The 23522-nt window shown below is 41.8% G+C and carries 21 protein-coding genes and 2 pseudogenes; 5 read left to right on the top strand and 18 right to left on the bottom strand.

What is annotated here, in order from left to right; genetic code table 11:
* Positions 1-5: 5 nt before the first annotated feature.
* Genes MHH52_RS14165 through MHH52_RS14155 form a run of 3 tightly spaced genes read right to left on the bottom strand, consistent with a single transcriptional unit; the run spans position 6 to position 2039 of the window.
* Positions 6-413 carry an ABC transporter permease subunit gene (locus MHH52_RS14165; RefSeq protein ID WP_340009339.1) on the bottom strand — a complete coding sequence of 136 codons (408 nt, stop codon included), beginning with the start codon at positions 411-413 and terminating at the stop codon, positions 6-8.
* Positions 414-427: 14 nt separating this feature from the next.
* Positions 428-1309, bottom strand: a complete 882-nt coding sequence (locus MHH52_RS14160) for an ATP-binding cassette domain-containing protein (RefSeq protein ID WP_340009337.1) — start codon at positions 1307-1309, stop codon at positions 428-430.
* On the bottom strand, positions 1290-2039 hold the full coding sequence (locus MHH52_RS14155) for an ABC transporter ATP-binding protein (protein ID WP_340009335.1): 750 nt from the start codon (positions 2037-2039) through the stop codon (positions 1290-1292). Before MHH52_RS14155 ends, MHH52_RS14160 begins: the two co-directional genes overlap by 20 nt.
* Between MHH52_RS14155 and MHH52_RS14150 the strand changes: the two are divergent.
* Positions 2011-2418: pseudogene (locus tag MHH52_RS14150) on the top strand (helix-turn-helix transcriptional regulator); the annotation flags it as partial. The gene MHH52_RS14155 and the pseudogene MHH52_RS14150 overlap by 29 nt on opposite strands.
* A 43-nt stretch (positions 2419-2461) precedes the next feature.
* On the opposite strand, the gene MHH52_RS14145 reads toward MHH52_RS14150, so the two are convergent.
* Entirely contained in the window at positions 2462-2809 is a 348-nt protein-coding gene (locus MHH52_RS14145) for a MerR family transcriptional regulator (RefSeq protein WP_313636827.1), read from the bottom strand.
* Between the two features lie 27 nt (positions 2810-2836).
* Positions 2837-3817, bottom strand: a complete 981-nt coding sequence (locus tag MHH52_RS14140; RefSeq protein ID WP_340009332.1) for an aldo/keto reductase — start codon at positions 3815-3817, stop codon at positions 2837-2839.
* Positions 3818-3945: 128 nt separating this feature from the next.
* Between MHH52_RS14140 and MHH52_RS14135 the strand changes: the two genes are divergently transcribed.
* Positions 3946-4251: a glycosyltransferase 61 family protein gene (locus MHH52_RS14135; protein ID WP_340009331.1), complete on the top strand. Its 306-nt coding sequence runs from the start codon at positions 3946-3948 to the stop codon at positions 4249-4251.
* A gap of 44 nt (positions 4252-4295) precedes the next feature.
* Here MHH52_RS14135 and MHH52_RS14130 read toward each other — a convergent pair whose 3' ends face one another.
* From MHH52_RS14130 to MHH52_RS14095, 8 genes are all read right to left on the bottom strand, one after another.
* Positions 4296-4799, bottom strand: coding sequence for a dihydrofolate reductase family protein (locus MHH52_RS14130; RefSeq protein ID WP_340009329.1), 504 nt, complete (start codon positions 4797-4799; stop codon positions 4296-4298).
* A 258-nt stretch (positions 4800-5057) separates the two neighbouring features.
* Complete coding sequence (locus MHH52_RS14125; RefSeq protein ID WP_340009327.1) at positions 5058-7334, bottom strand: glycoside hydrolase family 3 N-terminal domain-containing protein; 2277 nt, start codon at positions 7332-7334, stop codon at positions 5058-5060.
* Positions 7335-7787: 453 nt separating this feature from the next.
* The gene (locus MHH52_RS14120) at positions 7788-10319 is read right to left on the bottom strand and encodes a helix-turn-helix domain-containing protein (protein ID WP_340009325.1); all 2532 of its coding nucleotides are present in this window, start codon (positions 10317-10319) and stop codon (positions 7788-7790) included.
* Between the two features lie 177 nt (positions 10320-10496).
* Positions 10497-10652: a hypothetical protein gene (locus MHH52_RS14115; RefSeq protein WP_340009323.1), complete on the bottom strand. Its 156-nt coding sequence runs from the start codon at positions 10650-10652 to the stop codon at positions 10497-10499.
* Complete coding sequence (locus MHH52_RS14110; RefSeq protein ID WP_340009321.1) at positions 10649-11413, bottom strand: ABC transporter ATP-binding protein; 765 nt, start codon at positions 11411-11413, stop codon at positions 10649-10651. The genes MHH52_RS14115 and MHH52_RS14110 overlap by 4 nt, the downstream gene beginning before the upstream one ends.
* Positions 11414-11467: 54 nt before the next feature.
* The gene (locus MHH52_RS14105; protein ID WP_340009320.1) at positions 11468-11896 is read right to left on the bottom strand and encodes a hypothetical protein; all 429 of its coding nucleotides are present in this window, start codon (positions 11894-11896) and stop codon (positions 11468-11470) included.
* A gap of 34 nt (positions 11897-11930) precedes the next feature.
* Entirely contained in the window at positions 11931-12254 is a 324-nt protein-coding gene (locus tag MHH52_RS14100; RefSeq protein ID WP_340009318.1) for a hypothetical protein, read from the bottom strand.
* Between the two features lie 270 nt (positions 12255-12524).
* Entirely contained in the window at positions 12525-13205 is a 681-nt protein-coding gene (locus MHH52_RS14095) for an SUMF1/EgtB/PvdO family nonheme iron enzyme (protein WP_340009316.1), read from the bottom strand.
* 194 nt (positions 13206-13399) lie between these two features.
* On the opposite strand from MHH52_RS14095, the gene MHH52_RS14090 reads away from it, so the two are divergent.
* Positions 13400-13846 carry an OsmC family protein gene (locus MHH52_RS14090; protein ID WP_340009314.1) on the top strand — a complete coding sequence of 149 codons (447 nt, stop codon included), beginning with the start codon at positions 13400-13402 and terminating at the stop codon, positions 13844-13846.
* Positions 13847-13977: 131 nt separating this feature from the next.
* Entirely contained in the window at positions 13978-15870 is a 1893-nt protein-coding gene (gene shc, locus MHH52_RS14085) for a squalene--hopene cyclase (RefSeq protein ID WP_340009312.1), read from the top strand.
* Positions 15871-15956: 86 nt separating this feature from the next.
* On the opposite strand, the gene MHH52_RS14080 is transcribed toward shc, so the two are convergent.
* Together MHH52_RS14080 and MHH52_RS14075 are read right to left on the bottom strand one after the other, a co-directional pair.
* The gene (locus MHH52_RS14080; RefSeq protein ID WP_340009311.1) at positions 15957-18746 is read right to left on the bottom strand and encodes a glycoside hydrolase family 3 C-terminal domain-containing protein; all 2790 of its coding nucleotides are present in this window, start codon (positions 18744-18746) and stop codon (positions 15957-15959) included.
* Between the two features lie 235 nt (positions 18747-18981).
* Positions 18982-19224, bottom strand: a complete 243-nt coding sequence (locus MHH52_RS14075; RefSeq protein ID WP_340009309.1) for a response regulator — start codon at positions 19222-19224, stop codon at positions 18982-18984.
* Between the two features lie 176 nt (positions 19225-19400).
* Here MHH52_RS14075 and MHH52_RS14070 point away from each other — a divergent pair.
* Positions 19401-20018 (top strand): annotated as a pseudogene (locus MHH52_RS14070) (MFS transporter); the annotation flags it as partial.
* 219 nt (positions 20019-20237) lie between these two features.
* Here MHH52_RS14070 and MHH52_RS14065 read toward each other — a convergent pair.
* From MHH52_RS14065 to MHH52_RS14055, 3 genes are all read right to left on the bottom strand, one after another.
* Positions 20238-21716, bottom strand: coding sequence for an Lsa family ABC-F type ribosomal protection protein (locus MHH52_RS14065; protein ID WP_340009307.1), 1479 nt, complete (start codon positions 21714-21716; stop codon positions 20238-20240).
* 320 nt (positions 21717-22036) lie between these two features.
* Positions 22037-22537 carry a DinB family protein gene (locus MHH52_RS14060; RefSeq protein ID WP_340009305.1) on the bottom strand — a complete coding sequence of 167 codons (501 nt, stop codon included), beginning with the start codon at positions 22535-22537 and terminating at the stop codon, positions 22037-22039.
* Between the two features lie 52 nt (positions 22538-22589).
* A complete protein-coding gene (locus MHH52_RS14055; RefSeq protein WP_340009303.1) occupies positions 22590-23384 on the bottom strand; it encodes a creatininase family protein in 795 nt (264 codons plus the stop codon).
* Positions 23385-23522 lie beyond the last annotated feature (138 nt).

Here is a 23522-nt window from a genome sequence, read left to right as displayed (position 1 = left end):
TACTCCTACGAGATGGATAAAATCGTAAACATTACAACAAGCGATGTTACTAGATAAATAGCCTGTGTTCTGACCACTGTGCTTCTTTTTATAGGTGTTGATAGCAAGTAAGCCATGGAGCCTCTATCTACCTGAGACGCAATAAGACTATTGGCGGTCATAATCACAAAGATCAATGGCAGAATAACACCCTGCATCGAATAGAAGGTCTGAGAGAGCATGCCAAGGAAAGTGGTTGATCCTAACATGCTCGCAAGTGGTGTGTCCTTCATCATATCCGACATACTGGATAGAGTCTTTGGATCGAAAACGGCAATGAGTACGCCACTAAACACACTCATAATTATCGTGAAAATAAGCCATAACTTGAAATTGGCTTTCAATGTTTGTTTAAAGATCGTTTTACTAAACATTAGTTACTCCCCCTTTAGTATAGACTTCTGAAGTATTTTTCGAGTGTGTACTTGTTTTCAGTGATAAACTTGATCTCATACCCTTTGAGCACTTTGAAGAGCGTGTTGATCTGACGATCATGTATCTTTACAATGACTTGATTTTGACTTTCACGTTGATCTGCACAATCAAATGGCTCTGTTAAAAAACGTTGGTAGTCCTCAGGCGAAGTAAACTCAATTTTGTACGTCTTCTCTTCATTGTGTTTAACCTCAAGAGTTGATTTCACAGCAATAATTTGACCATCTTTAATAAGAGCAACCTTGTCACAGGTATGTTCAACTTCTTCAAACATATGACTCGACATAAAAATCGTTTTTCCTTTCTTCTTTTCTTCGTTTAATATATCTACAAATTCAGCTCTCATCAGAGGGTCAATTCCTGTTGTCGGTTCATCCAGAATCAAAATATCAGGATCAGCCATTAAGGTAGCGACAATTGCAGTCTTTTGCTTCATACCCTTAGACATTCTTTTCAAGTTAGCTGTTGGATCTAGTTGGAGTTTCTCTATGATTGTATTTGCATAAGTCATGTCTTTGAGTCCTAACAGCTCAGCCTGCTGTTTTAGGAATTCCGTTCCAGTTGGAGCATTGGGAAATGCGATCTCTCCAGGCGTATAGCCAATCATTTTCTTTATCTCAGCCGAGTCTTCCCAACAGTCCATTCCGTTAATTCTTACACTTCCGATTTGTGGCTTTAAGAAGCCCATCAAATGACGAATCACTGTGGTTTTACCTGCTCCATTTGTGCCGACAAAACCAAACACTTCACCTTTCTCAATCGAGAGATTAATGTTAAAAACACCTCGTCCTTGGCCATAATCTTTTGTCAAATCATTAATCTCTATCAATGGCATTATGGTTGGCACCTCCCTCTGAATTAGAGTTTCGGTCATAAAACTTCATAAAGTAATCCTCAAGCGTAAACTTGATCTCTGAGAAAAACTTCAAATCATACTCTGATAGGGTGTTTATGAACATGTTGATGTCGCTATCATTCACTCGTATTTCCGCTTGTTTTTTATGCGCTTTTAAAGAAGTGACTTCAATGTCTTTTAGAGACAGAACCTCTATACTAAAACGTTCAAACTCTTCTTTGGAGTTGAATTCAAATTCAAAGGATTTGCTCTCATTGTGACGAAGCTCATCGGCTATAAAGGTTGAAATTAACCTTCCATCTTTGATAATTGATATTTTGTCACAGGTAGCGTCAATCTCATTAAAGATATGGCTCGATAGTAAAATCGTTTTCCCTTTTTCTTTTTCCTCTTTGATGAAATCAATAAATACATTTTGCATGATGGGATCAAGACCGCTTGTAGGTTCATCAAGAACAAGAACGTCGGGATTATGCATAAAAGCTGTTACAATAGCGAGCTTCCGCTTCATCCCTAAAGACATGCGTTTTAAACTGCCCGCTGGATCAAGCTCAAATTTTGAAATCAAATAATTGGTATGAGTCATATCATTGATGCCACGTAAATCAGCCATCATCTTAATAAACTGTGTCCCCGTCAGCGATTCAGGCAAGGCAATTTCCCCGGGCAAATACCCTAGATTCTTTTCTTTGTTGGTTTCAAGGTTCATGGAACTGGTTGTTTATTTATCAAGACATTATAAGGAACAGGACAAAGGGAGCCAGGATAATCATCTGATCCATTTAGCAAACGCGCTCTCCTTTATGGAAGACCACTATCTAGAATCGTTGGCGCTAGATCAAATCGCCAAACACTCAGGTATATCTATAAGACACTTAAACCGGATCTTTCGCTCCTACTATCAGACGACTCCTATTTCCTATCTCCATCGTTTGCGTCTGGAGCGGGCTTGCGGCTTGTTGAAGCATTCTGACTTCAGTATTACCCAGATCTCACATGAAAGCGGGTTTAGCGATAGCAATTATTTCACTAGACAATTTACCAAAACCTACGGTATGTCTCCCAAGGCGTATCGGAAGAAGTTATGAAGAATCGCGTTCCTAATACAACAATAAGCCCTAAAAAGAGGACTTATTGTTTACTCAATCGTTCAATTTTTTTATCCATCCGTTCCAATACTCTATTCATCTCTTCCATTCTAGATAAGAGTTGCTTCCGCTGCTCAATCAGGAGTTCTACTCTAGCATGATTAGCCTCTTCCCCCTGTCTATACAACTCAACATACTTAATCAAGATTTCAACGGGAAGACCAATGCCTCGCATACATTTGATATGTTCAATCCACCTGCAGTCTTCTTCCGAATAGTCTCTATTTCCGCTTTTATTGCGATTCACACGTGGAATAATACCGATGCGTTCATAATAGCGTAGCGTATCCGGGGACAGATTGAATTTTTCACTTACTTCTGTAATGGTCATACTTTCGTTATCCTCCGACACTCAGTATTAATTAAAACCAATGATTGGGTGCGGTGTATAAGGTTCTTCCAAGAACGCAATTTCTTGAGGTGTTAACGTAACGGATAACGCACCTACAGCATCTTCTAGATGTGACATTTTCGTAGCACCAATGATAGGAGCAGTAACCGGTTCTTTCTGAAGCAACCAAGCAAGCGCGATATGAATACGTGGAACACCATATTTTTCGGCGATAGCAGCCACCCGCTCCACAACTAATCGATCTGCATCTGCAGTCCCATCATATTTAGATTTTTGAATCTGATCGGTTTCTGAACGATGGGTTGATACTGCCCAGTCACGAGTTAATCTTCCTGAGGCCAACGGACTATATGGAATAACACCGATTTTTTCTTCCTTACAAAGTGGCAACATCTCGCGCTCTTCTTCACGGTAGATTAGGTTGAGGTGATTCTGCATGGATACAAAGCGAGTCCAACCATTTTTCTCCGCCACATATAAAGCTTTTTGGAACTGCCAAGCATACATAGCTGAAGCACCAATGTATCTTGCTTTACCTGCCTTAACCACATCATGAAGAGCTTCCATCGTTTCTTCGATAGGTGTGTGATAATCCCAGCGATGGATCTGGTACAAATCCACATAATCTGTTCCCAATCTCTTAAGGCTCTTATCGATCTCACTCATAATTGCTTTTCGGGAAAGCCCAGCACCATTAGGTCCTTCATGCATACGATTATAGACCTTAGTCGCGAGAACAATTTCATCTCGATTGGCATAATCCTTAAGAGCCCGTCCAAGAATCTCCTCACTCGTTCCGTCAGAATACACATTAGCAGTATCAAAAAAATTAATTCCAAGCTCAAGAGCTTTTTTTATGATAAGCCGACTCTGCTCCTCATCAAGCACCCACTGATGGATCCAACGTTCTGCTACACCAAAGCTCATACAGCCTAGACAGAGCCTAGATACATCCAGCCCCGTATTGCCAAGTTTACCATAGTCCATTTACAATGATTCCTCTCTTTCAATAGATTGTAATGTTCATTTGCTGATATTTGTTATTATTTCACTTGGAGTTCACTCCAAGTCAAGTCCGCTGCCTTGAAGAATTCAACATCCTACCGATTTAACTAGTGTACTGGACGGTTGCACAGCAAATCCAGTTATTCGCTTCGTCAAAAGTAATTTTGGGAGCCCATGGCGCTGGACTTGCCAATTTGGCTTTTTGTCAATCAGGAATACAAGTTATTGAGATTATTCATAAACAGCATATCGTTCCAACGTATTGGATGATCAGCAACCACAATGCTCTCGATTATTACATGATGTATGGGCAAGGCTGGCCAGATCCTGCTATTCGTTTTCCAGGATTCGAAGATATCTACGTGGATATTGATCGTCTGAAGCAAACTTTGCATCTGTCAGGGTTGAACACTTGATTCTAATATTTTTTTGGGGGACAGCTTGTTTTGAAAACTCAGTTTTAATCACGTTTGATTACATATTTCATCCATAGTCCATCATCAGCAAGTTTTTCTACACTTTTTAAGAAGAAATTCGCAGATCGTTGTTTTTGCAGAGAAGCACTATTTTCAAATATGGTCACAGAACTAGAGGCTCCATCTGCAATTGAAACTAATACCAAATTCAGTTCATCAATCAATCCTTCATTTAAAAAGGAGCCATTTAAAACGCCTCCACCCTCTAGCATTAATGCATCAATTGAAAAAAATTGTTTCAACTTTTTCACTACTAGAGAAAAGTCTAACCTCTCTTTGCCTCCGAAAATATAAGAGATCATAAGATTTCTTAAATGATCTAGATAAGCATCAGATACCTGCTCTGTAAGTACTTCAATGATATGATCCTCTGTTCTATTGTTACTTCCTTCTGAGATGTAGTTCTTGGTCCATCCTAATTTTCGGTTATTATTAGTTTTGTTGCTTCGGCATATGCAGGAGTAGTGGAAATGAGAAGCCTGTGCCACATCATGTCTTGGCTGAGCAGCTTGGGACGTTGTTAGGGAGGAATTTATAGCTCTGGCATCCAGGTAAAAAAGTACAGGAGATCTGAATGGCCCTCGGCCTGTAGACGTCAGGAGTAGAAATCTCATCGGAAAACCGATATAAAGCGCCGCCTGACAGATTCCTCAGGCGGCGCTTTTTACAAATAGGGTATCTCATAGATACTGAGACGCAGCTTTAACCGTTTTTTGCAAGTCTTCGACAATGTCTCCAGACAGTTCTTATTTACGGTAATTCTTAGTTCTTTCATCCTCTATAACACCATTCCAATTCATTCCGTAGGCAAAATCATAAACATGTCTTTCCGAATCCACATGACATTCCATGTCATGTGCCACATCTTCCAGTTGCTCTTCTACCGTTTGCATGCCTGATGGCATTTGTACTGGGAGCAATCCGGAAGGCTCCTCCGCACCTATTAATACTTCCATAAGTGCCTGATCCTGCAAACCAAAGTTAGCAAGTATTGCATCTGCCTCTCCCTCAAATTCGGCAACGACCGAAGGGTTGGAGAGTAGCATCGACACAACCACCGGCTTGCCCTTCATCAGCTTGCGAGCTTCCAGAATAGTATCCAGATCGCTCTCATTATGCGTATCAACGGTTTTCCCCTTATAAGAACGGTTAAGTACATCGTTATCACGCGCATCTCCGGTTAAACTCTGCTCCCGAGCATGCTCCGCAGTGTACGGTCGATACTGTAGGCTGATTGGCACATAACCATTTCCGCCTTGGTCTGAATCTTCCTGGCTGTAGCCTACTCCCGATTTGGGACTGCTAATGAAGACAAGAGCAAAGTCTGCCTCTTCCGGCTGATTTGTGACATGGTAATATTTAGACACAACATCCAGGTTCACCGGATATTCCGTTTTTTCTGGCGTCGGATTGCCGATCCAATCCTTTCCTGCTGGAGTGTAACGCTTCGGAATATATACTGTTTGTTTCGATGCCAACGGCAAGACTTGGTTTTTGTTCTTTAGCAGAACGATCGACTTCAGCTGCGCTTCATAGCCTGATTGCATAAACTCCGGGTTCCCAACAATCTGCGTGCTCTCCTCAGGATTCAAATACGGGTTCTCGAAGAGACCCAGACGGAAAATATTAAGCAGCAGCCGAACAGCAGACCGTTCAAAACGACTCCGCATCCACACCTCTCCATGCTCAGCTACTCCCATTTTGTAAGCTTCAAGCACAGGCTCAATCTCATTATTGCCGCCGAATTGGTCAACGCCTGCCATTAAGAGCTTGTAATGCCGTTCCGCGACGGACAGACCTTCTACGCCCCAAGGCTTACCACTGAGAAAAGAATCCTTACTATTTGATTCGTCGGCTGTAATAAGCCAATCAGTGCATACAACGCCATCGTAACCGTATTTTTCCCGTAGCAGATCGGTAATAAGATAAGAACTATAGGAATTCCCGACATTTTCCCCGTTCACTTTATCTTGATCTGTGGAAATTGTGTAATATGGCATGACCGCTGAAGCCTGCTTGGTTGGACCATCCAATTTGAAAGCTCCTTCTGTAAAAGGAATAAGATGTTCTTCAAAGTTACCTCCAGGATAGACGGCATATTTGCCGCAACCATAATGTGCATCCCTTCCGCCTTCACCGGAACCACCGCCAGGCCAATGTTTTACCATAGCGTTCACACTATCATATCCCCAGCCTTCGTTAATCTCCCGGTCATTTTCCGAGTTCTGGAAGCCGTCGACATAAGCTCTAGCCATATCAGCAGACAGCTTCGAATCTTCGCCAAATGTGCCGTTGAAACGGAACCACCTCGGATCTGTAGCAATATCGATTTGCGGGGACAGCGCAGTTCCTAAACCGAGCGCACGATACTCACGGGAGGCAATTTGCCCGAACTGATATGTGATCTTTGGATCGAAGGTTGCCGCCAGGCCAAGCGTCTCCGGCCACATAGAGATTTCTCCACCGGCACCGGCATTGAACTCCGAGCTTGAATCTGAGCCGTGGCGCGGGTCGGAGCTGTTGTTAGCTGGAATACCTAGATCGGTTCCTTCTGCAAATGCCTGTACCTGATTGTTCCACAGGGCGGCTATTTCTGGACTCTCCACTGTGGTAACCAGAATATGTCTCAGATGGTCCTGTGCCAGAAATGCCAACTGCTCGTCGGTTAGCTCCCACGGCTTTGCACCGCTCTCCTCAAAGGATTTACCGTTGTACGTTCCTGAGAACCAGCTGCTACTGAGTGCTGGAATGGATTGATGACCGCTATACAGCATGAGTCCGGCAATTTGTTCAACACTCATCTGTGAAGCCAGATCCTCGGCCCGCTCTTCCGGCGACAACCGCCAGTCCTCATATTTATCCAACATGCCATTTCGATTCAGATCCTTGAAGAACAGTCCGTCCTGCTCGAGAATCTGCACTCCAGATTCAGGAGAAAAGCCCAAGGTTGGGCCGCCCTTATTGCTTACGTAAGATATTTTATGAAGGCTTTTGGTGGTTTTAAAAGTCTCTCTCTGATTCATTTGGTTTCCCTCCACTATTTTCTTGTTCTCTTTCTTAGACAAGTTCAGCTTATTGTGATTTGACTTCGATGGCCGACAGCTCGGCTGTTTGGACTCTCTTCTCTTAGAAGTGGCTTCACTCCCTGCATATCTAGTATCGTACAGACGGCAAGGAAGATATAAAAGAAGGTCCAGCAGTCGATGCCTAACAGCACGGGAGCATCATCAAGCGGTAACCAAGCAGAATGCCCAATGCCAATCTGCCAAAAGGAGTGTGAGGCTGCCCTTTAATCGTTGCTCCAGCCATTGTAATTCCTCCTCACCCTTTTAGAAACCGTTTACTAATTAATTATAAAGTAAACCACCCCTTGGATGAGAGGTGGTTTATTATACACTTTTAGGTTCATTTTTAATGTAATTGAAAGCGTTTCAACATTAATGATTAAGATAGATCATAAAAAATGCCTCATTTTCTCAAAACAACGGAATCAGCTCTATGAGCTCCACGCTATGTGGTTCCACTCTCATGACAGTAGAAAGCTCTTCACCTGCTTCTAGAATCTGAACCTGTCTGCGTGGGGGAGAGGCAGCCTTTAGATAAGCAGTGTCCTCTGCAGTTAGAACAGATGGAGCTCCCATCTCCACCCACTTATCAAAGCTGCTGCCATACGCTCTGCTGATCGTATGCGTCACTTGCTTATACCTGCCGGATGGTAATCCAGTTAATGTGAGCTCGATCTTAAGAATTCTTTCATTTTTGAAACCGCTATACCGGCTTGTAGGTGTAATGAACGATGTATCTCCAAGCGCATACAGATCATCAAAATGACAATAATTGTAAGTTAAAATCTGATATCCCCCTCGCCCCGCCGTCACGATATATCCCTCTTCGTGAGCGACTAGCCGGTCTCCCAGCTTGGCGAGCAGTTCATAAGCATACATAGCCGCTTTGGGAATCCCGTACTGAGCCATGAGTCCAAGCCCACCGTGAAAAATCCGGGACGAAGCCGCCGATTCCTCAATGTTGTCACTCAGTACCCAATATCCGAATCCACTGATACGGTCAAGATTCTCGATTACATTCTTTACGATATATGCAGCCTTATATAATGTATCATTGGTCAGTTCACGATGAAATGCCGTTGAATTCCATTCGGTTAAATATAGTTCATGTCCGTTAAGTCCCAACTCAGCAAGCAGCCCGATCTCCCGCTCCAGCGATTCCTTCAAATAATCTGGGTTTGGTGACACCTTGCTAAACCCCTCTAGCGCCAGTGGGGATGACTGTATTTCACTCGATACTTCTTTTTGTTCCTGAGTTATATGGAGCAGACTATCCATGTTCTCATGAGGATAAAAATGTAAAGGGATGAAATCCGGAAGACAATCCCGTTCTCTACAGAAAGTGAAAAACTGTTCACAAAACGCATTGGAGTTTAAAGTAATAATTCTACCAGGAGCGCCAATCAAGAGGTTCGGAGAAACGGCTTTGACGGTATGGAAAGTTCGTGCATACATTTCGTTGTACTCTTCATGCGTCGCAGACCAGAACAATCCATACTCCGGTTCATTCCAGAATTCAAACTTCCAGCTTTCCACCTCTTCAAGGCCATACCGATTAAGACAATGGCGAATAAAGCGATCCACCAATTCACACCAACGGTCCATGGATTTAGGAAGACTCACATAACTCTCTTCATAAAACACCTGTTTACTGCTGTCTGCTGCGAGATCAAAAGGTATAAACCCAAGTTCTATAAAAGGCTTCAAGCCGATAGATAACAGATAATCAAACAACTGATCCACAAAACGGAAATTGTAATGTGCCTGCCCTTCATAATCCTCCCAGTACACCATCATTGAATCATCAAATATCCCATGAAAACGCAAATAGCGGAATGGACACCGCTCTTGTAAATATTTCAACTGGGCTTGTACATCGCTTTGAAGTCCTTCGTTTGCTTTGCTGATCGTAATGATATTTTTCCAGCTATGCTGGATCGGTCGCTGAGTTCCGTCTAAAGATATACTCGCAGATAGCTGAACAACCGCATGAACTGGTTCGAGCTGAAGCGACTGACTACGTCGTAGGAATTGCCGAATAATGCCCAGTGCACTGGATTGATTAAATGCCAAGTAGCCGGAAGTAGAACCTTCCTGTTTCGCATGAGTCTGGGGTCGATATTTTTTGCGGTACTCATGCGGTGTAATATGATACCGGCTTTTGAATGCAGCATAAAAAGATTTTGCATTCGGAAAGCCATGCTGAAGCGCCAGCTCGGCAAGCGACTGCTCTTGATGACTCAGAAGGGCTTCAACAGTGTTTTTTAAGCGAATGCTAGTTAAGTAGGTTTGGAAATTCACCCCGATGTTCTCGCTAAAAAACTTGGACAAATACGGCACCGACAAATACTCGCGTTCCGCTATTGTCTGCAATGACACCGGCTCTTTATAGTGCTCATCTATATAAGTGATGATGTTCATCATCCGCTCCATATATTTTACATTCATAGCTTCACCGGAGTCTGGCCTCTTGAACTGCTTGACCAAAACGGAGAACAACCCTAGCATTCGTGCCTCCATCTCCAGCTCATAAGCTTCTCCACCTTTGTAATTCAGCTGCACCATTTCAGCCATGAGCTGACGCATGGTGTCTATGCCGCTTTGCTTCTCGGGACCTGCTTCGGCAGAATAACATTCAAAGCTGATCTTCTCCACATTGTGAATATGCTGCTTAAGATAGGTTATAGGAATTCGAAAGGTAGCGATGATATTCTGATCTAAGCCGATGACTTCATGCACGTAACACTGGTTAATGAGCAGCATATCCCCTTCCTTAAGCCTATATTGGCGGTTTCCGGTCGAAACCTCTAGATTACCGGACAGCACAAAAATCAGCTCCACACTCATATGCCAATGATTCGGCACATAGTTGACGCCATGTAGAGAAACATCAAACGGCAATTTGCCTTCGGTATCAAACCGTTCATAGCTGGAATGGCTCACATACTCACTTCCTTGTCTAAATTATCTTGTAGTAGCATACAATGTCGCGTTTCAGTGGTCAAATCGATTTTCTGTGATCCCCTCTCTAACAAAAAACACTGATCCAGGTCAGTGTTTTATTGTCTCCTATTTAATTTGAAACGTATCGAAATTGTCGCCATCAACACGGACGTTCATTTAAATCGCCCGTTTGAACTGGGTATTGTATAGCTCGTGATAGGCGCCCTGCATCGCAAGAAGTTGCTCATGACTACCTTGCTCGGCAATTCCTCCACCCTGGATAACGAGTATGTGATCAGCACCCTGGATCGTACTGAGCCTATAGGCGATCAAAATATCGTGCTGCTGCGAAGACGCTTTTTTAACATTTGCCGGATTCGCGACTCTGTCGCCACATCGAGCGCGCTAGTACTGTCGTCCATGATTAGGATAGTTGGCTGAATTAATAACGCCGCGCAATCAAAATCCGCTGCTTGTTCCACTTCTTCATCCGTAGCCTCCGGTCTGCCATATCGTATATTATCACGGATTGTGCTGCTGAACAGAATAGATTGCTGCATAACGTATCCTCTCCTGCGACGCAAATCTTCCAAAGCAATTTTGCGAGTATCAGAGCCATCAATTGTGATAGATCCAGAGGATACTTCGTAGAGCCGAGGAATGAGGCTGACCAAAGTAGATTTCCCAGCACCGGTGGCTCCGCGTATGGCCACTGTTTCTCCTGGCTCGGCAGTGAAATTGATGCCATCTAACACAAGGTTATCATCCGTAGAACCATAAGAAAATGATACGTTGTCAAATTCGATTCGACCATTGTGTATGGAATCTTTTTTAGCGGAGTCTACGTCTGTAATCTCGCTGATAGTGGAAAACACCTCATTCTCCCGATCGGCGGAGACCTTTGCACTCGAGAAGAATGTGAGCATATTGCTCAACATCAAAATTGACATCAACAGTTGGGTTATGTAGTTAATAATGGCGATCAACTGACCGACCGGCAGCGAGCCATTCCAGCTCTGCAGCCCCCCAAACCAGAGTACTGCAACAATACTGGCATATAGCACAAGCATCATGAGCGGCATATTCAACGACATTAGGCGCACCTCTTTTATCGCAGTTTCTGTGTAATCCTTGTTAGCTGTATTAAATCATCTCTGTTCATGCTTAGCACGGACGAATGCTTTGACTACACGGATACCCGATAGATTTTCCTGTAATACTGTGTTGCCCCATCTTATTTGACCTGCATTTTCATACAATATTACAACCAGTAGTGGCACGGTAACGACAAGGGTCAGCGTAGGACTAATCCGTAAATCATTACCAAAATTTAGAGAGGCGATGCTCGAAAAAACGGTGCAGCCCACCCCACCAATTAGACCGATAAATGCCACTCCAAGCATGGTCAATCCGTTCGAATAAATATGAGATAAATCTTTCGTCATAATACCATGATCCACAATGCTCGCCATTAGCGTGGGCTGTAGTGGATCCATGGACACTTCGACCAACATCATAAGTGGTGCTAACACAGACCACACCCAATTCGGCCTTAAATAATTCTTAAGTTTCCACATTCCGTTACATTCATTTCTGGAAGGACCTATTGTTTTATGATAGATAAGTGATTTTGGAAGTAATAGGTGTTCTCGGCTTAGCATTTGGAACTTCTTCCGGATATCCAATTCCAAATACTCCAATAACATCATAATCTTGTGGCACACCCAGAATCTCACGATTATGAGGCAAAGCGTGTAAAGTGGTTCGATTCACAATAAGCTTATCCAAGAATGCGATAGCCCTGCCGCGGCGAAAAGTTTGAGCACTTTTAGGTTGATCCATAGAATCTTTCATCCCATGTTTATTCATGTGTTCACGATCTCTGTGTTCCCCGTTTTCTCTATGACCGCGCTTTCCGAAATGTCCATCGCGCATATTTATCCCTCCTTCGATTTGTATACATATGTATTCGTTACGATTATGTATACGTTTTGAATAGGGTCTGTCAAGTTTATTCTCACTCTATAAACGTCGTCATAATCCATTTGATTTCAACTTGTACAAATGTAGCTAACAGCGGTATAAGTATGGTAATCAATATTGATAGATATGTGTTTCTTTTCCTTGAGGAAATACACAAAAAAAGAGGTTGCAGAAAGTCGCAGCCCCTTTTGGTTTTTTCGGTAAATGAATGGTCTATTGATACTATAAAGATCGAGCGAGGCGGAATCCAAGATCATCCACGCTAAAAGTGGGATGGCTGCGACGACGACAGGTTGCTCCACAGCCTCTAGCCTCTTCAGCCCAGCTACCTCCTCGAAAAATTCGATAGGAACCGTACACTTGTTCATCATATAAATCCCAGCACCACTCCCAAACATTCCCTAACATATCATAAAGCCCCCATGCATTCGGTTCTTTCGTCCCTACTGCATGGAGTTCGCCATCTGAATTTTCATTATACCAAGCAATCTTATCCAGCTCTCCATATTGATAACCGGAAGTCCCTGCTTTACATGCATATTGCCACTCAGCTTCCGAAGGAAGTCGATAGCCACCCACTTCCCAATCACAAATTATGTGTTCTCCATCTTTGCTTATAGCATAAGCTTCCTTCAATCCAGCTTTATGTGAAAGCAGATTACAAAAGGAAATAGCATCATGCCAAGAAATGTTAACTACTGGTTTATGATTTTCTTCAGGTGATTTTGATGATTTATTAGTTATAGCGTTGTAAAGCTCCATCGTTACAGGATATCGAGCAAGATGAAATGGTCTTAATTCAACTTTCCAATTGCTTTTTATTCTATCGTCTCTTAATTCTATTTCTCCCCCTGGTATTTTAACCAAAGGATAGTTCAAGTAGCGTTCAATTTCATTTGACACTCTATCTACCTCCCTTACTTTTTATCAAAACTCAACTCATAAAGATGTAAGAATCCAAATTATACTAATCAAGTATTGACAGGGTATAAAGAATAGAACTATAATCTAAACAATTCCTAGAAAATTACTATGAATTAAACAACGCTGAAATATCGAATCATACTTGGGTTATCTAGAAGAAGGAGTGTAAACACATGCCAAATGTTCAAACTTTCAAAGCAACTGCCCATTTACAAGATGGGGTTAAGGTCGTTACTAAAGCAAGACAATTCGATCTTGTCATCGACGAACCACAAAGTCTTGGGGGAACGGATACAGGAATGAATCCTGTCGAAGCTTTGCTTGCTTCTTTGGGCGCCTGCCAATCCATTGTGGCTCGAGTCTATGCCCCTAGATTTGAGGTAGAGCTTGAAGATTTCAGAGTTGACGTTGAAGGTGATCTGGACCTTGATGGATTTTTCAACCGTTCTGAAGTTCGTCCCGGTTATTCTGATATTCGTTATACATTCTACATAAAGACCCCATCGCCTGCCGAGAAGGTCGAACAATTCGTACAATTTCTAGAGAGCAAATGCCCTGTGGGTGACACAATTGCTGCCCCGGTGAATCTTAAGCTGAATCGTATCATTATTGAAAAGTAAATTATTGAATATCTAGCCTAATGTATATAGGGCTGTGAGGTTGCATAAAGCAACTTTACAGTCCTTTTTCATTTCACCCTCTCTTCCATCATATAATGCTAAAAATGAAGGACTTCGGAGGTACTAAAGGAATGAATCATATACTGAGCACAGTAGATAAAGAGATCGAGCGTTTAACAGCATTCCTGATTGATCAACAGCATCAAGATGGATCTTGGCATTTTTGTTTTGAGAATGGAATCGTTATCGATGCATATGTTATCATCCTCTTCCGGATATTGAACGTACAGAATGAAGCTCTGGTTAGGCAGCTACATGATCGTATACTTGCTGAGCAACAGCCAGCTGGATTCTGGCAATTGTATAGAGATGAAGAAGACGGAAACTTATCTACCTCAGTTGAAGCCTACTACGCCCTTCTCTACTCTGGGTACAGTAAGGTGACAGATGAGCCGATGGTACGTGCAAAGCATTATATTCAATCCAAAGGTGGGATTGGGAAAGTTACTAGCATCTTAACTAGAGTCATCCTTGCAGCTACAGGACAGAGCAAGTGGCCTTTATCGATCTCTTCGATTCCTCTAGAAGTTTTGCTATTCCCAGCTTATTTTCCTATTAACTATTTTGAATTCTCAGGCTACTCAAGAGTGCATCTCACGCCTATGCTCATTATGGCCGATCGACGTTTCACAATCTCAACAGCTAATGCTCCTGATCTGTCTGATCTCATAGACACTCGTATTGAAGCAGATGAACCTACTTCCCGTGGATATCAAGAGCTGCAGGACGTTATACACTCTGGCCTAAATAGACTTCTTGGAAGTCCTCGTTACATTCACGAAGTCGCCCGAACCAAAGCAGAACAGTTCATGCTCCAGCGGATTGAATCCGACGGGACACTGTACAGCTACGCCAGCAGTACAATTCTCATGGTGTTTGCTCTGCTGGCTCTGGATTATGATCAGCAGCATCCTCTGATTACGAATGCCATAGATGGGCTTACCGCGATGCAATGCCGTTCTGAAAGTAACACAACAATTCAAAACTCCCCATCTACCATATGGGATACGGCTCTAATCATCTATGCTTTGCAGGAAGCACAAATTCCCGATGACCTTATCACGATTAAACGCGCTGCTTCGTATCTGCTGTCCAGACAGCAGAATAAAACTGCTGATTGGAGCATTCATAATCCGGATACGGCTCCCGGGGGATGGGGATTCTCAGAATCTAATACGATTAATCCGGATGTGGATGACACAACCGCAGCTTTAAGAGCCATACGAAGTTTATCAATAGCTCAACCGTCCTATCTAGAATCATGGAATCGCGGACTGAATTGGGTGCTGACTATGCAGAATAAAGATGGCGGCTGGCCAGCATTCGAAAAAAATACCAATAAAGAAATGCTCACTTGGCTCGCTATCGATGGTGCCAAATCTGCTGCCATTGATCCCTCGGAGGCAGATCTAACCGGGCGTACCTTAGAGTATCTAGGGAACTTTGCCGGACTTGAGACGCGGAATGAATTCATAGAGCGAGGTGTGAAATGGCTGATTCAGTATCAGGAGAAGGATGGTTCTTGGTACGGAAGATGGGGAGTTTGTTACATCTATGGAACCTGGGCTGCATTAACAGGTTTACAAGCAGTTGGCCTACCAATCAATCATGATACCTTGCAAAAAGGAGTGAAATGGCTCCTAAGCATTCAGAACTCGGACGGTGGTTGGGGGGAGTCCTGTCACAGTGATCGGTTATTGCAATATGTGCCTTTGGGTAAGAGCACACCTTCCCAAACCGCATGGGCGCTTGACGCACTCATCGCAGTTCAACCGGAACCTACACCTGCGGTAGATCGAGGAATCCAAAGACTAATATCATCTATGAACGAAGACGATTGGAAGAGCTCTTATCCGACAGGCGCTGGTCTTCCCGGTAATTTCTATTCCAACTATCACAGTTACAGATACATCTGGCCACTAGTCACGCTGAGTCACTATAGAAAGAAATACGGAGAATTGTAGAAGCTTTTACACATAAGGCTTTAACTTGCTCAATGCCAAAAAAACCGCGAATTTCTTCGCGGTTCATTTCTTCTATAAAAAGAAAATTAGTCGATTTTATTAAATTCGATCCAATCGATCTGCAAACCTGGCTTGATGAACTCCAATTTCATTTCATACATACCTGCTTCGAGTTCAACTTTCACAAGCTTTTGTCTAATCCATTGACCTTCAGTACCATTCGTTTGAATGGTTGTCATCAATTGATCATTCACAGTCACATTACAAGCGCTTTGAGCCAGCTCAGGTTCCGTTGACATGATATGCACCAGGATCCGGTATTGACCAGCCTGTTCCACTTTAAAGCTTGTCGATCCTGTAACGACTGGTTTAACCTGTGGATTGTTAGATAATGATTGAGCTTGTTCTCCAGTAAGTGAGGGATTAGCTTTGAAGGACTCAACTGTTTCTACAATTTCCTGTTTTCTAGAGAACACAGGTGCATTCATAATAAACTCACAAATGTTAATGGCAGAACGTTGCAGCTCTCCTCGGGTTAACGTACCATTTTCCAAGGACTCAATGGTGTTATCATTCCATCCGTTAATTTCTGCACCATAGTTAGCTACAACCATATAGAGGTCGTTTTGTGCACGAACCATCCAGTTTGTAAATTTCCGATCTGCTGGTCCGCCGTTAACCACATCATTCATAATCGCCCACCAGTCAGTCATTACAATCCCTTTAAAGCCCCACTCCCCACGAAGAATAGTGGTGTTCAAATCATAATTAGAAGCCGCCCAATGTCCGTTAACTGGATTGTAGGAGGTCATTATAGAATTCGAACCGCCCTGCTTCACCGCGATTTCAAAACCTTTCAAATAAATCTCACGAAGCGCACGTTCAGATACCACGGCGTTTACCTTACTACGATGTTTCTCCTGATTGTTACAAGCGAAATGCTTCATCGTAGCGGTAGATCCGCCTTTCAAAATACCCCGAGTACATGCAGCGGCAAATACCCCAGAGATCAACGGATCTTCTGAAAAATACTCAAAGTTACGCCCATTAAGCGGGCTGCGTCGGATATTAAGGCCAGGTCCAAGCAAGGAATCCACGTTATTTCTTAACAACTCTTGACCTTCCATAACATAAAGCTCTTCTACCAACTCCGCATTCCAAGTTGCTGCAAGAAGCGTTCCGATAGCAACTTGAGTAGCCTTAGCTCCGCTATCCATACGAATTCCTGAAGGACCATCAGCCGTACATGCCACTGGAATTCCGAGATTAAATAAACTGTCACTTACGCCTCCAAATGCAGAAGCCGTGCCCGGTGTAACTAAAGGACTGCTCATCCCTTCACCACGTACAATTGCAGCCAAATCCTCATCACTAAGCTGCGCAATAAAGGCTTCCATACTAACTTTCCGTTCATACACATCTCTTAATTTATATCCTTTATTTCCTGTTTGTGAAATCGTCTCTGGAAGATTGTTCTCGATCCGCTCAGCTAACGAAATCTTGCGTCTAGGAACTTCTACATAAGCGATCTCATACGAACCGTCTGCTTTCCGAGCGCCAGGCATCATTCTCGTAAAGTTTTCTGTTGGTGCAAGAGCTTCTTGCAACTGCTCTACAACTTGAAGAGTTTCTACGACGTAGCCATCTTTACCCTCAACACCGACTTCCACCACTTGTTTAACACTAGTTCCCACATACAAGCAGTACGTACCTTCTTCGAGTACATAGGCAGAAGGATGCCCTGTCACACCTGCGTCATCATAGGAAGCCATCGAATGAACAGAGAAACTCACGGTAAGACGCTGAGCTTCGCCCGGCTCAAGAACTTTTGTCTTGCCGAATGTCACCAGAGCTTTACTTGGTTTTCCCAGCTTACCTTGCGGAGCTTCATAATAGACCTGAACAACCTCTTTTCCAGCAAAGGTAGTTCCTGTATTGGTAACGGTTACGCCGACTTCAATATAAAGCTCGCCTTCTTTGGTAATAAGCTTAGCTTCTTCTGGCTTGATACTAAATGTTGTATAGGATAACCCATAACCAAATTCATACTGAACCTTATCCGGGCAAAATGTCTCGAAATAACGATATCCCACATAGATATCTTCCTGATACATGTTCGTAAATTCATTGCCGTAATTCTGTGTTGATGGGTAATCATTGATGGAATAAGCGATTGTATCCGTCAGTTTACCGCTCGGAGTTACCTCTCCAGACAGCACATCAGCAATCGCATTTCCGCCTTCCATACCACCTTGCCATGAATAGATGACAGACGAAATCGGATATTTAAAGCTTTTTTCGTTCATCCAGTTCATATCAATAATATTCGAGACATTCAGGACAACTATTGTTTGCTCAAAATATGTAGTTACCTGCTTCAACATTGCCTTTTCATCACTTGTTAATTGGTAGCTGCCCGGTGCATCGGCATTATCCTGATCTTCTCCTGCCGTGCGTCCGATCACAAGGATAGCCTTGTTCGATTTGCTTCTAGCCTCGGATACCAATTCATCGCTTAAAGACATTTCCTTCTGATGCCAAGGTTCTGCAGCCCATGCGCCTCCACCATTATCAAATGGATTCTGCTCAATCCACTTTTCATAGACAGCAGCCAGTTCTTCGTTAACTGTAAAGTTCTTCTTACTGCGAAGACCGTCCAATAAATTAGTCGTATAAGTAACATGGACACTACCGCCTGAACCTGTACCACTGCGATAATAATTCACTTGGGATCTGCCAAAAATCGCAACATTATCGCCTTCGCCAAGCGGAAGCACCTGATTGTCATTCTTCACTAGTACCGCACCTTCTGCGGCTACTGTCCGGCTAAATTCTGCAAAACCTTCTAATGGGATTCCCACATTCTGTGTGCTCATTTTATTTCCTCCTATTGTTCAATTCTATAGGTTGTTTCTTGAAATCTTCATTTCTTTAATAACATCCTAAAAATTCATCTATATCATTATAGTACATTGGAAAACTGGAATATATATAATAATTAACTTTATTAATATAATTATATTGGTCTGAAGATCCACTAATTTAATAACTAGGCAAGCCATGAAATTGTAAATTAAGTTGAATATATAGGTATTTGCACCTAAAATCAATCTATTCAAGAAAACAATTCCCGGAAAGTATCAGTTCCTTCTCATGCGGATTCTTCTTCTCTATCGCTTTATCTACCATTTTACCTAGTTCATCCAGATTGATCGGTTTCAAAATATAATCGCATACCCCTATTTTCATGGCCTGCTTGACCAGTTCAAAATCATCATAACCATTTACAATAATCTTCTCAGGCTTATAGTCCTCTTCGGTAGATAAGGCGCTAAGGAATTCCAGACCAGACATGCGGTTCATCTTGATATATGTGATAATCAGCAAAAACCTCTGTAATATTGTAATCCTCCCAATGAAAGCGATTCCTTAGTCCTTCACGAATCTCATATTCATCATCCACTATAAGTACACTAAGCATCTCTCAATTCCTAAAATAATTAATTTAATATTGTTGGAATGGAAACAAAAAGGAGATTACCTTTGTAAGAAAGAATCCATTTACACAGCTCGCAAATTTACTTTCCATGAAAAACTTAAATAGGCTACTTGTCTCAGCGTTCTTACTTTGGATACCCAACGGATCTTTACAGGCAGTTTTTTCACAATTTACAATGGATACTTTCAGTTGGAAGCCTGCACTAATCGGACTTATGTTTTCAATTATGGGTCTCCAAGACATCATTTCACAAGGTTTCATAATGCCAAAGCTTTTGAAAAGACTTAGTGATAAACAGATAGCAATTCTAGGAATGGTTTCGGAGATTATAGGCTACAGTCTTATTGCGCTATCTTCTTTGTTCTCATTCTATCCTCTTTTTATCGCTGGAATGTTTATTTTTGGTTTTGGTGATTCCATCTTTGGGCCTTCATTCAATGGGATGCTCTCCAAGTCTGTCGATTCTAGTGAACAAGGAAGGATTCAAGGAGGTAGCCAATCTATTCAGGCTTTAGCAAGAATGATTGGTCCTATTATTGGAGGTCAAATCTATGTATCACTTGGTCATGCCGCACCCGCTTTTATGGGTATGATCCTTATAACAGCGGCAATAGCAGTTTTATATAAGAGAACGCATGCAAATATGTAAACTACCTACTTTCTTTAGGCAAGTATCCACTTAGAGGGTGTACGCGCAAATTCGGCAAACACATCTGTACGTTGTGTGTGATAAACTTTCATTGTCCTTCTTCATAAAAGGATAATAATAGGGTTTCAGAACTTAGGGACAAGTTCTGAAACCCTAGCTGTCTACAGTCTGAGCCGACAGATAAACGCTGCCGACTTCCCTTACATTTCTTCATCTTAATTAAAGTTCAACGATCTTCGTAGCAACATTGTTGCAAAATTTCCGATCATGCTCCACGAAAACAAGAGTTGGCGTGTATTCAAGCAATAGTTCTTCAATTTGCATACGTGAAATAACATCAATAAAATTAAGCGGTTCATCCCACACATATAAATGAGCTTTCTCGCTTAGACTTTTGGCAATCAGCACTTTCTTCTTTTGGCCGCCGCTATACCTAGATATATCTTTCTCAAATTGGACTCTAGAAAAATCAAGCTTTCTTAAAATAGATTTAAACAGACTTTCATCAATCTCATTATCTCTAGCATAGTCTGATAAATTGCCCTGTAAATCCGAAGTATCCTGCGATACGTAGGAAATGATAAGCTGGCTATCTTTTTTGAAGGTGCCTTTATAATCTATATCCTCACCACAGATCAGTTTGATAATACTCGATTTTCCTGAGCCATTTTTACCTGAAAGCGCAATTCGCTCACCCTGCTCAATAGAAAAGCTTATATCATTACAAACCCTCTTCTCGCTGTAAAATATCGATATATTATCCAGTTCAGCAAGCTGTTGTTTATGATATGCAAGCTGTGTAATCTCTAAGTTCTCAGAATTCTCGTTATTTTTAAGAAGCTTTGACTTTTCGTTGATAGCAGAATTTTGTCTTTGTTCAATGGCTTTAGAACGTTTCATCATTTTAGCAGCCTTGTGGCCAATATAGCCTTTATCAACTTTAGAGCCGGAATTTCTCGTACCGTTTTTTGTTTTTTCCACTTCGTGTGACCAGTTGCCTGTCCTTTTAGAAGAAGCAGATAAGCGTTTAATGTCTCTTCTAAGTTTCTCGTCCTCTGCTAGCTCAAAGTTATCTTGTCTGACTTTATTCTCCCACCAGCTAGAAAAATTACCTTTTTGAATCTCTATATTGGTCTTATTAATGGACAAAATATGGTCTACACAATTATCAAGAAAGGATCTATCGTGAGATACCAGGATATATCCACTTTTCGTATTGAGATAATCACTGACTAGCTTTCTTGCCGTCATGTCCAGATGATTGGTGGGTTCGTCGATCAATAGGAAACTATTTTCCTTAATGAATAATGTGGCTAACAGCACTTTCGTCTGCTCTCCGTTAGACAATGAATCAAAGGGTCGATACAGCACATCTTCAGAAACCTTTAATAATGAAAGTTCACGCATTAATTTCCAATGAATATAATCCGGAAAAATCTCGCTGATCACATCAATGGTATTAAGCTCCTTGTTATCCACCTGGAAAGGAAAATATTCAAAAGTGACATGAGCAGAAATATTACCGTTGTATTCATATTTTCCAAACAATAAACTCAGAAAGGTGGTCTTCCCTCTTCCGTTTCTTCCAGTAAACCCTAATTTCCAATCGGTATCGATTTGAAAGTTTACATTCTCAAAGATGTTATCGTAGCTACCTTCATAGGTAAAGGTTAGATTTGTTACATTTATTAATGACATAAAATTATCCTCCTGTATTGAAAAAATAAAAGCCACAAGAAAGTTACTTTCTTGTGACTCAAATAAATACAACAAATCTAGCCCCAAATGGAGTTAGATAAGGATATATTGTTCGAGTGAAAAGAAGTAGTAACTTTCTTGCATACAAAAAATAAAACAAACGAAATAAACCGTTTTTGTTGTTTTATTCATCATAGGACGCAAGATAATTACTACACTATACTTTTCAACTCCGATCATTAATTTGTATCCATGTTATCATGCCGATTTGTTTTTTTCAACTTTCCGATCCTTAAATCGTTAAGAAATGAAATCACTTACTAAGTGTTGGCTAACTCATCTGCCGAGGGGCCGTAAAGGCCCGGTACTGGTATATTTAGAAGCCGGAAGTATACCCCAAGCTGTGCCCGGTGGTGAATCATGTGATTCAGTCCGATGGTACGAAGCGCGACTGCCCGTGACTGACGGCGGATGACCTCTGTGCCATTACGTAGTGTCCACTCCGTACCAAGCGTCTCCACATTGCTTTCAGAAATTAATTTTTCAATCTCGCGAGCGCTCATATCGAACTCTTGCAGAACCGCGGCGGGGCTCTCTAGTGCTTCTCTTCGATATGGCACAGACGCCAAATCAAACTCCGAGTGAAGAAGAATTGCTGATTGCCAGTTCAGCAGATTGACAAGGTGTGTGGACAGCCCACCGAGACTCATTGACTTTTCATGTGGTTTCCATGTCATATGCTCCTGCGGCAGCTTCTCCAGCATACGACGCGTACCAGCTAACTCCTGCAAAACATCCCCGATTATCAGATCTTTATCCATTCCTCTATCTCCTCTCAAAAATGAAGTACCAACTAAAGTTTATCGTAGAGAATCATCCTTGAGTTTTTCGGCGATACCCTTCTTCAAGGATTTCTTTTAAGCCTTGAGTTCTTTTTTGAATAAATGTATTCCAAAATACTTTTCCTTTTTCAGCTAGTTTTTCGTTAGTATAATTTCCTTCTTCAAACTTTCCCCAACAACCATCCTGTGTTAACTTTTCCCATCCTAAATAATCTACATAAATCCGGTTATCTGAAGGGATATCTGAACCCATTGAATTGATCTTAACCAACTCAGGACAGAGCCACATAGCAGTACAAACGGACAATAATCCTCCATGCATTTCATTTAAATTTTCTAAACCTGCCGCTTCAACTGCCTCTTCCCATGCATTATGATTATTATGATTTGCGGTAATTAAAATAATCTGAGGGTATTTATAGTTGATTTGTTTAACGAATGCTCCCTCCCAATATGATCCACCATGTCCTGTACATACCAAAAATATTCTAAAGCCTTGTTTTATTAAATTACAAATAATTTCTTCTAACATGTTTGTTAAAATATTTGGACTTACTGTAACTGTTCCTTTGAAATTGGCATGTTCTTCAGAGGTATTGAACGGTAAAGTAGGTAACACGTAAGCATTTAATTCTCTCCCATAAGCATCTGCATATAACTCTGCAATAAGCGTATCCAAATGCATAGGTAAGTTAGGCCCAAATTGCTCCGTTGCGCCTACTGATAGAACAACTGTATCAATCCCACTATTAGATAATTCTAATGTCGTATTCTTAAAACTAAGCATAACAGCACTCCCTATAAAAGCTCGATTCTTGATATCCATCAGATTATACCATTTCCAAGACGTGGAAAATAACTATAAATAAACTATACCTGAGAACCTTCTTATTCTTACAGATACATAAAAAAACCTCCCATAAATTGAACCTATTAGATCAAGGTTTCATAAAATGGAAGGGTT

It is taken from the genome of Paenibacillus sp. FSL K6-0276, from assembly GCF_037977235.1.
In the GTDB taxonomy this organism is placed as follows: Bacteria; Bacillota; Bacilli; order Paenibacillales; family Paenibacillaceae; genus Paenibacillus_AQ.
This window is presented reverse-complemented; position numbering and strand designations above follow the sequence as displayed.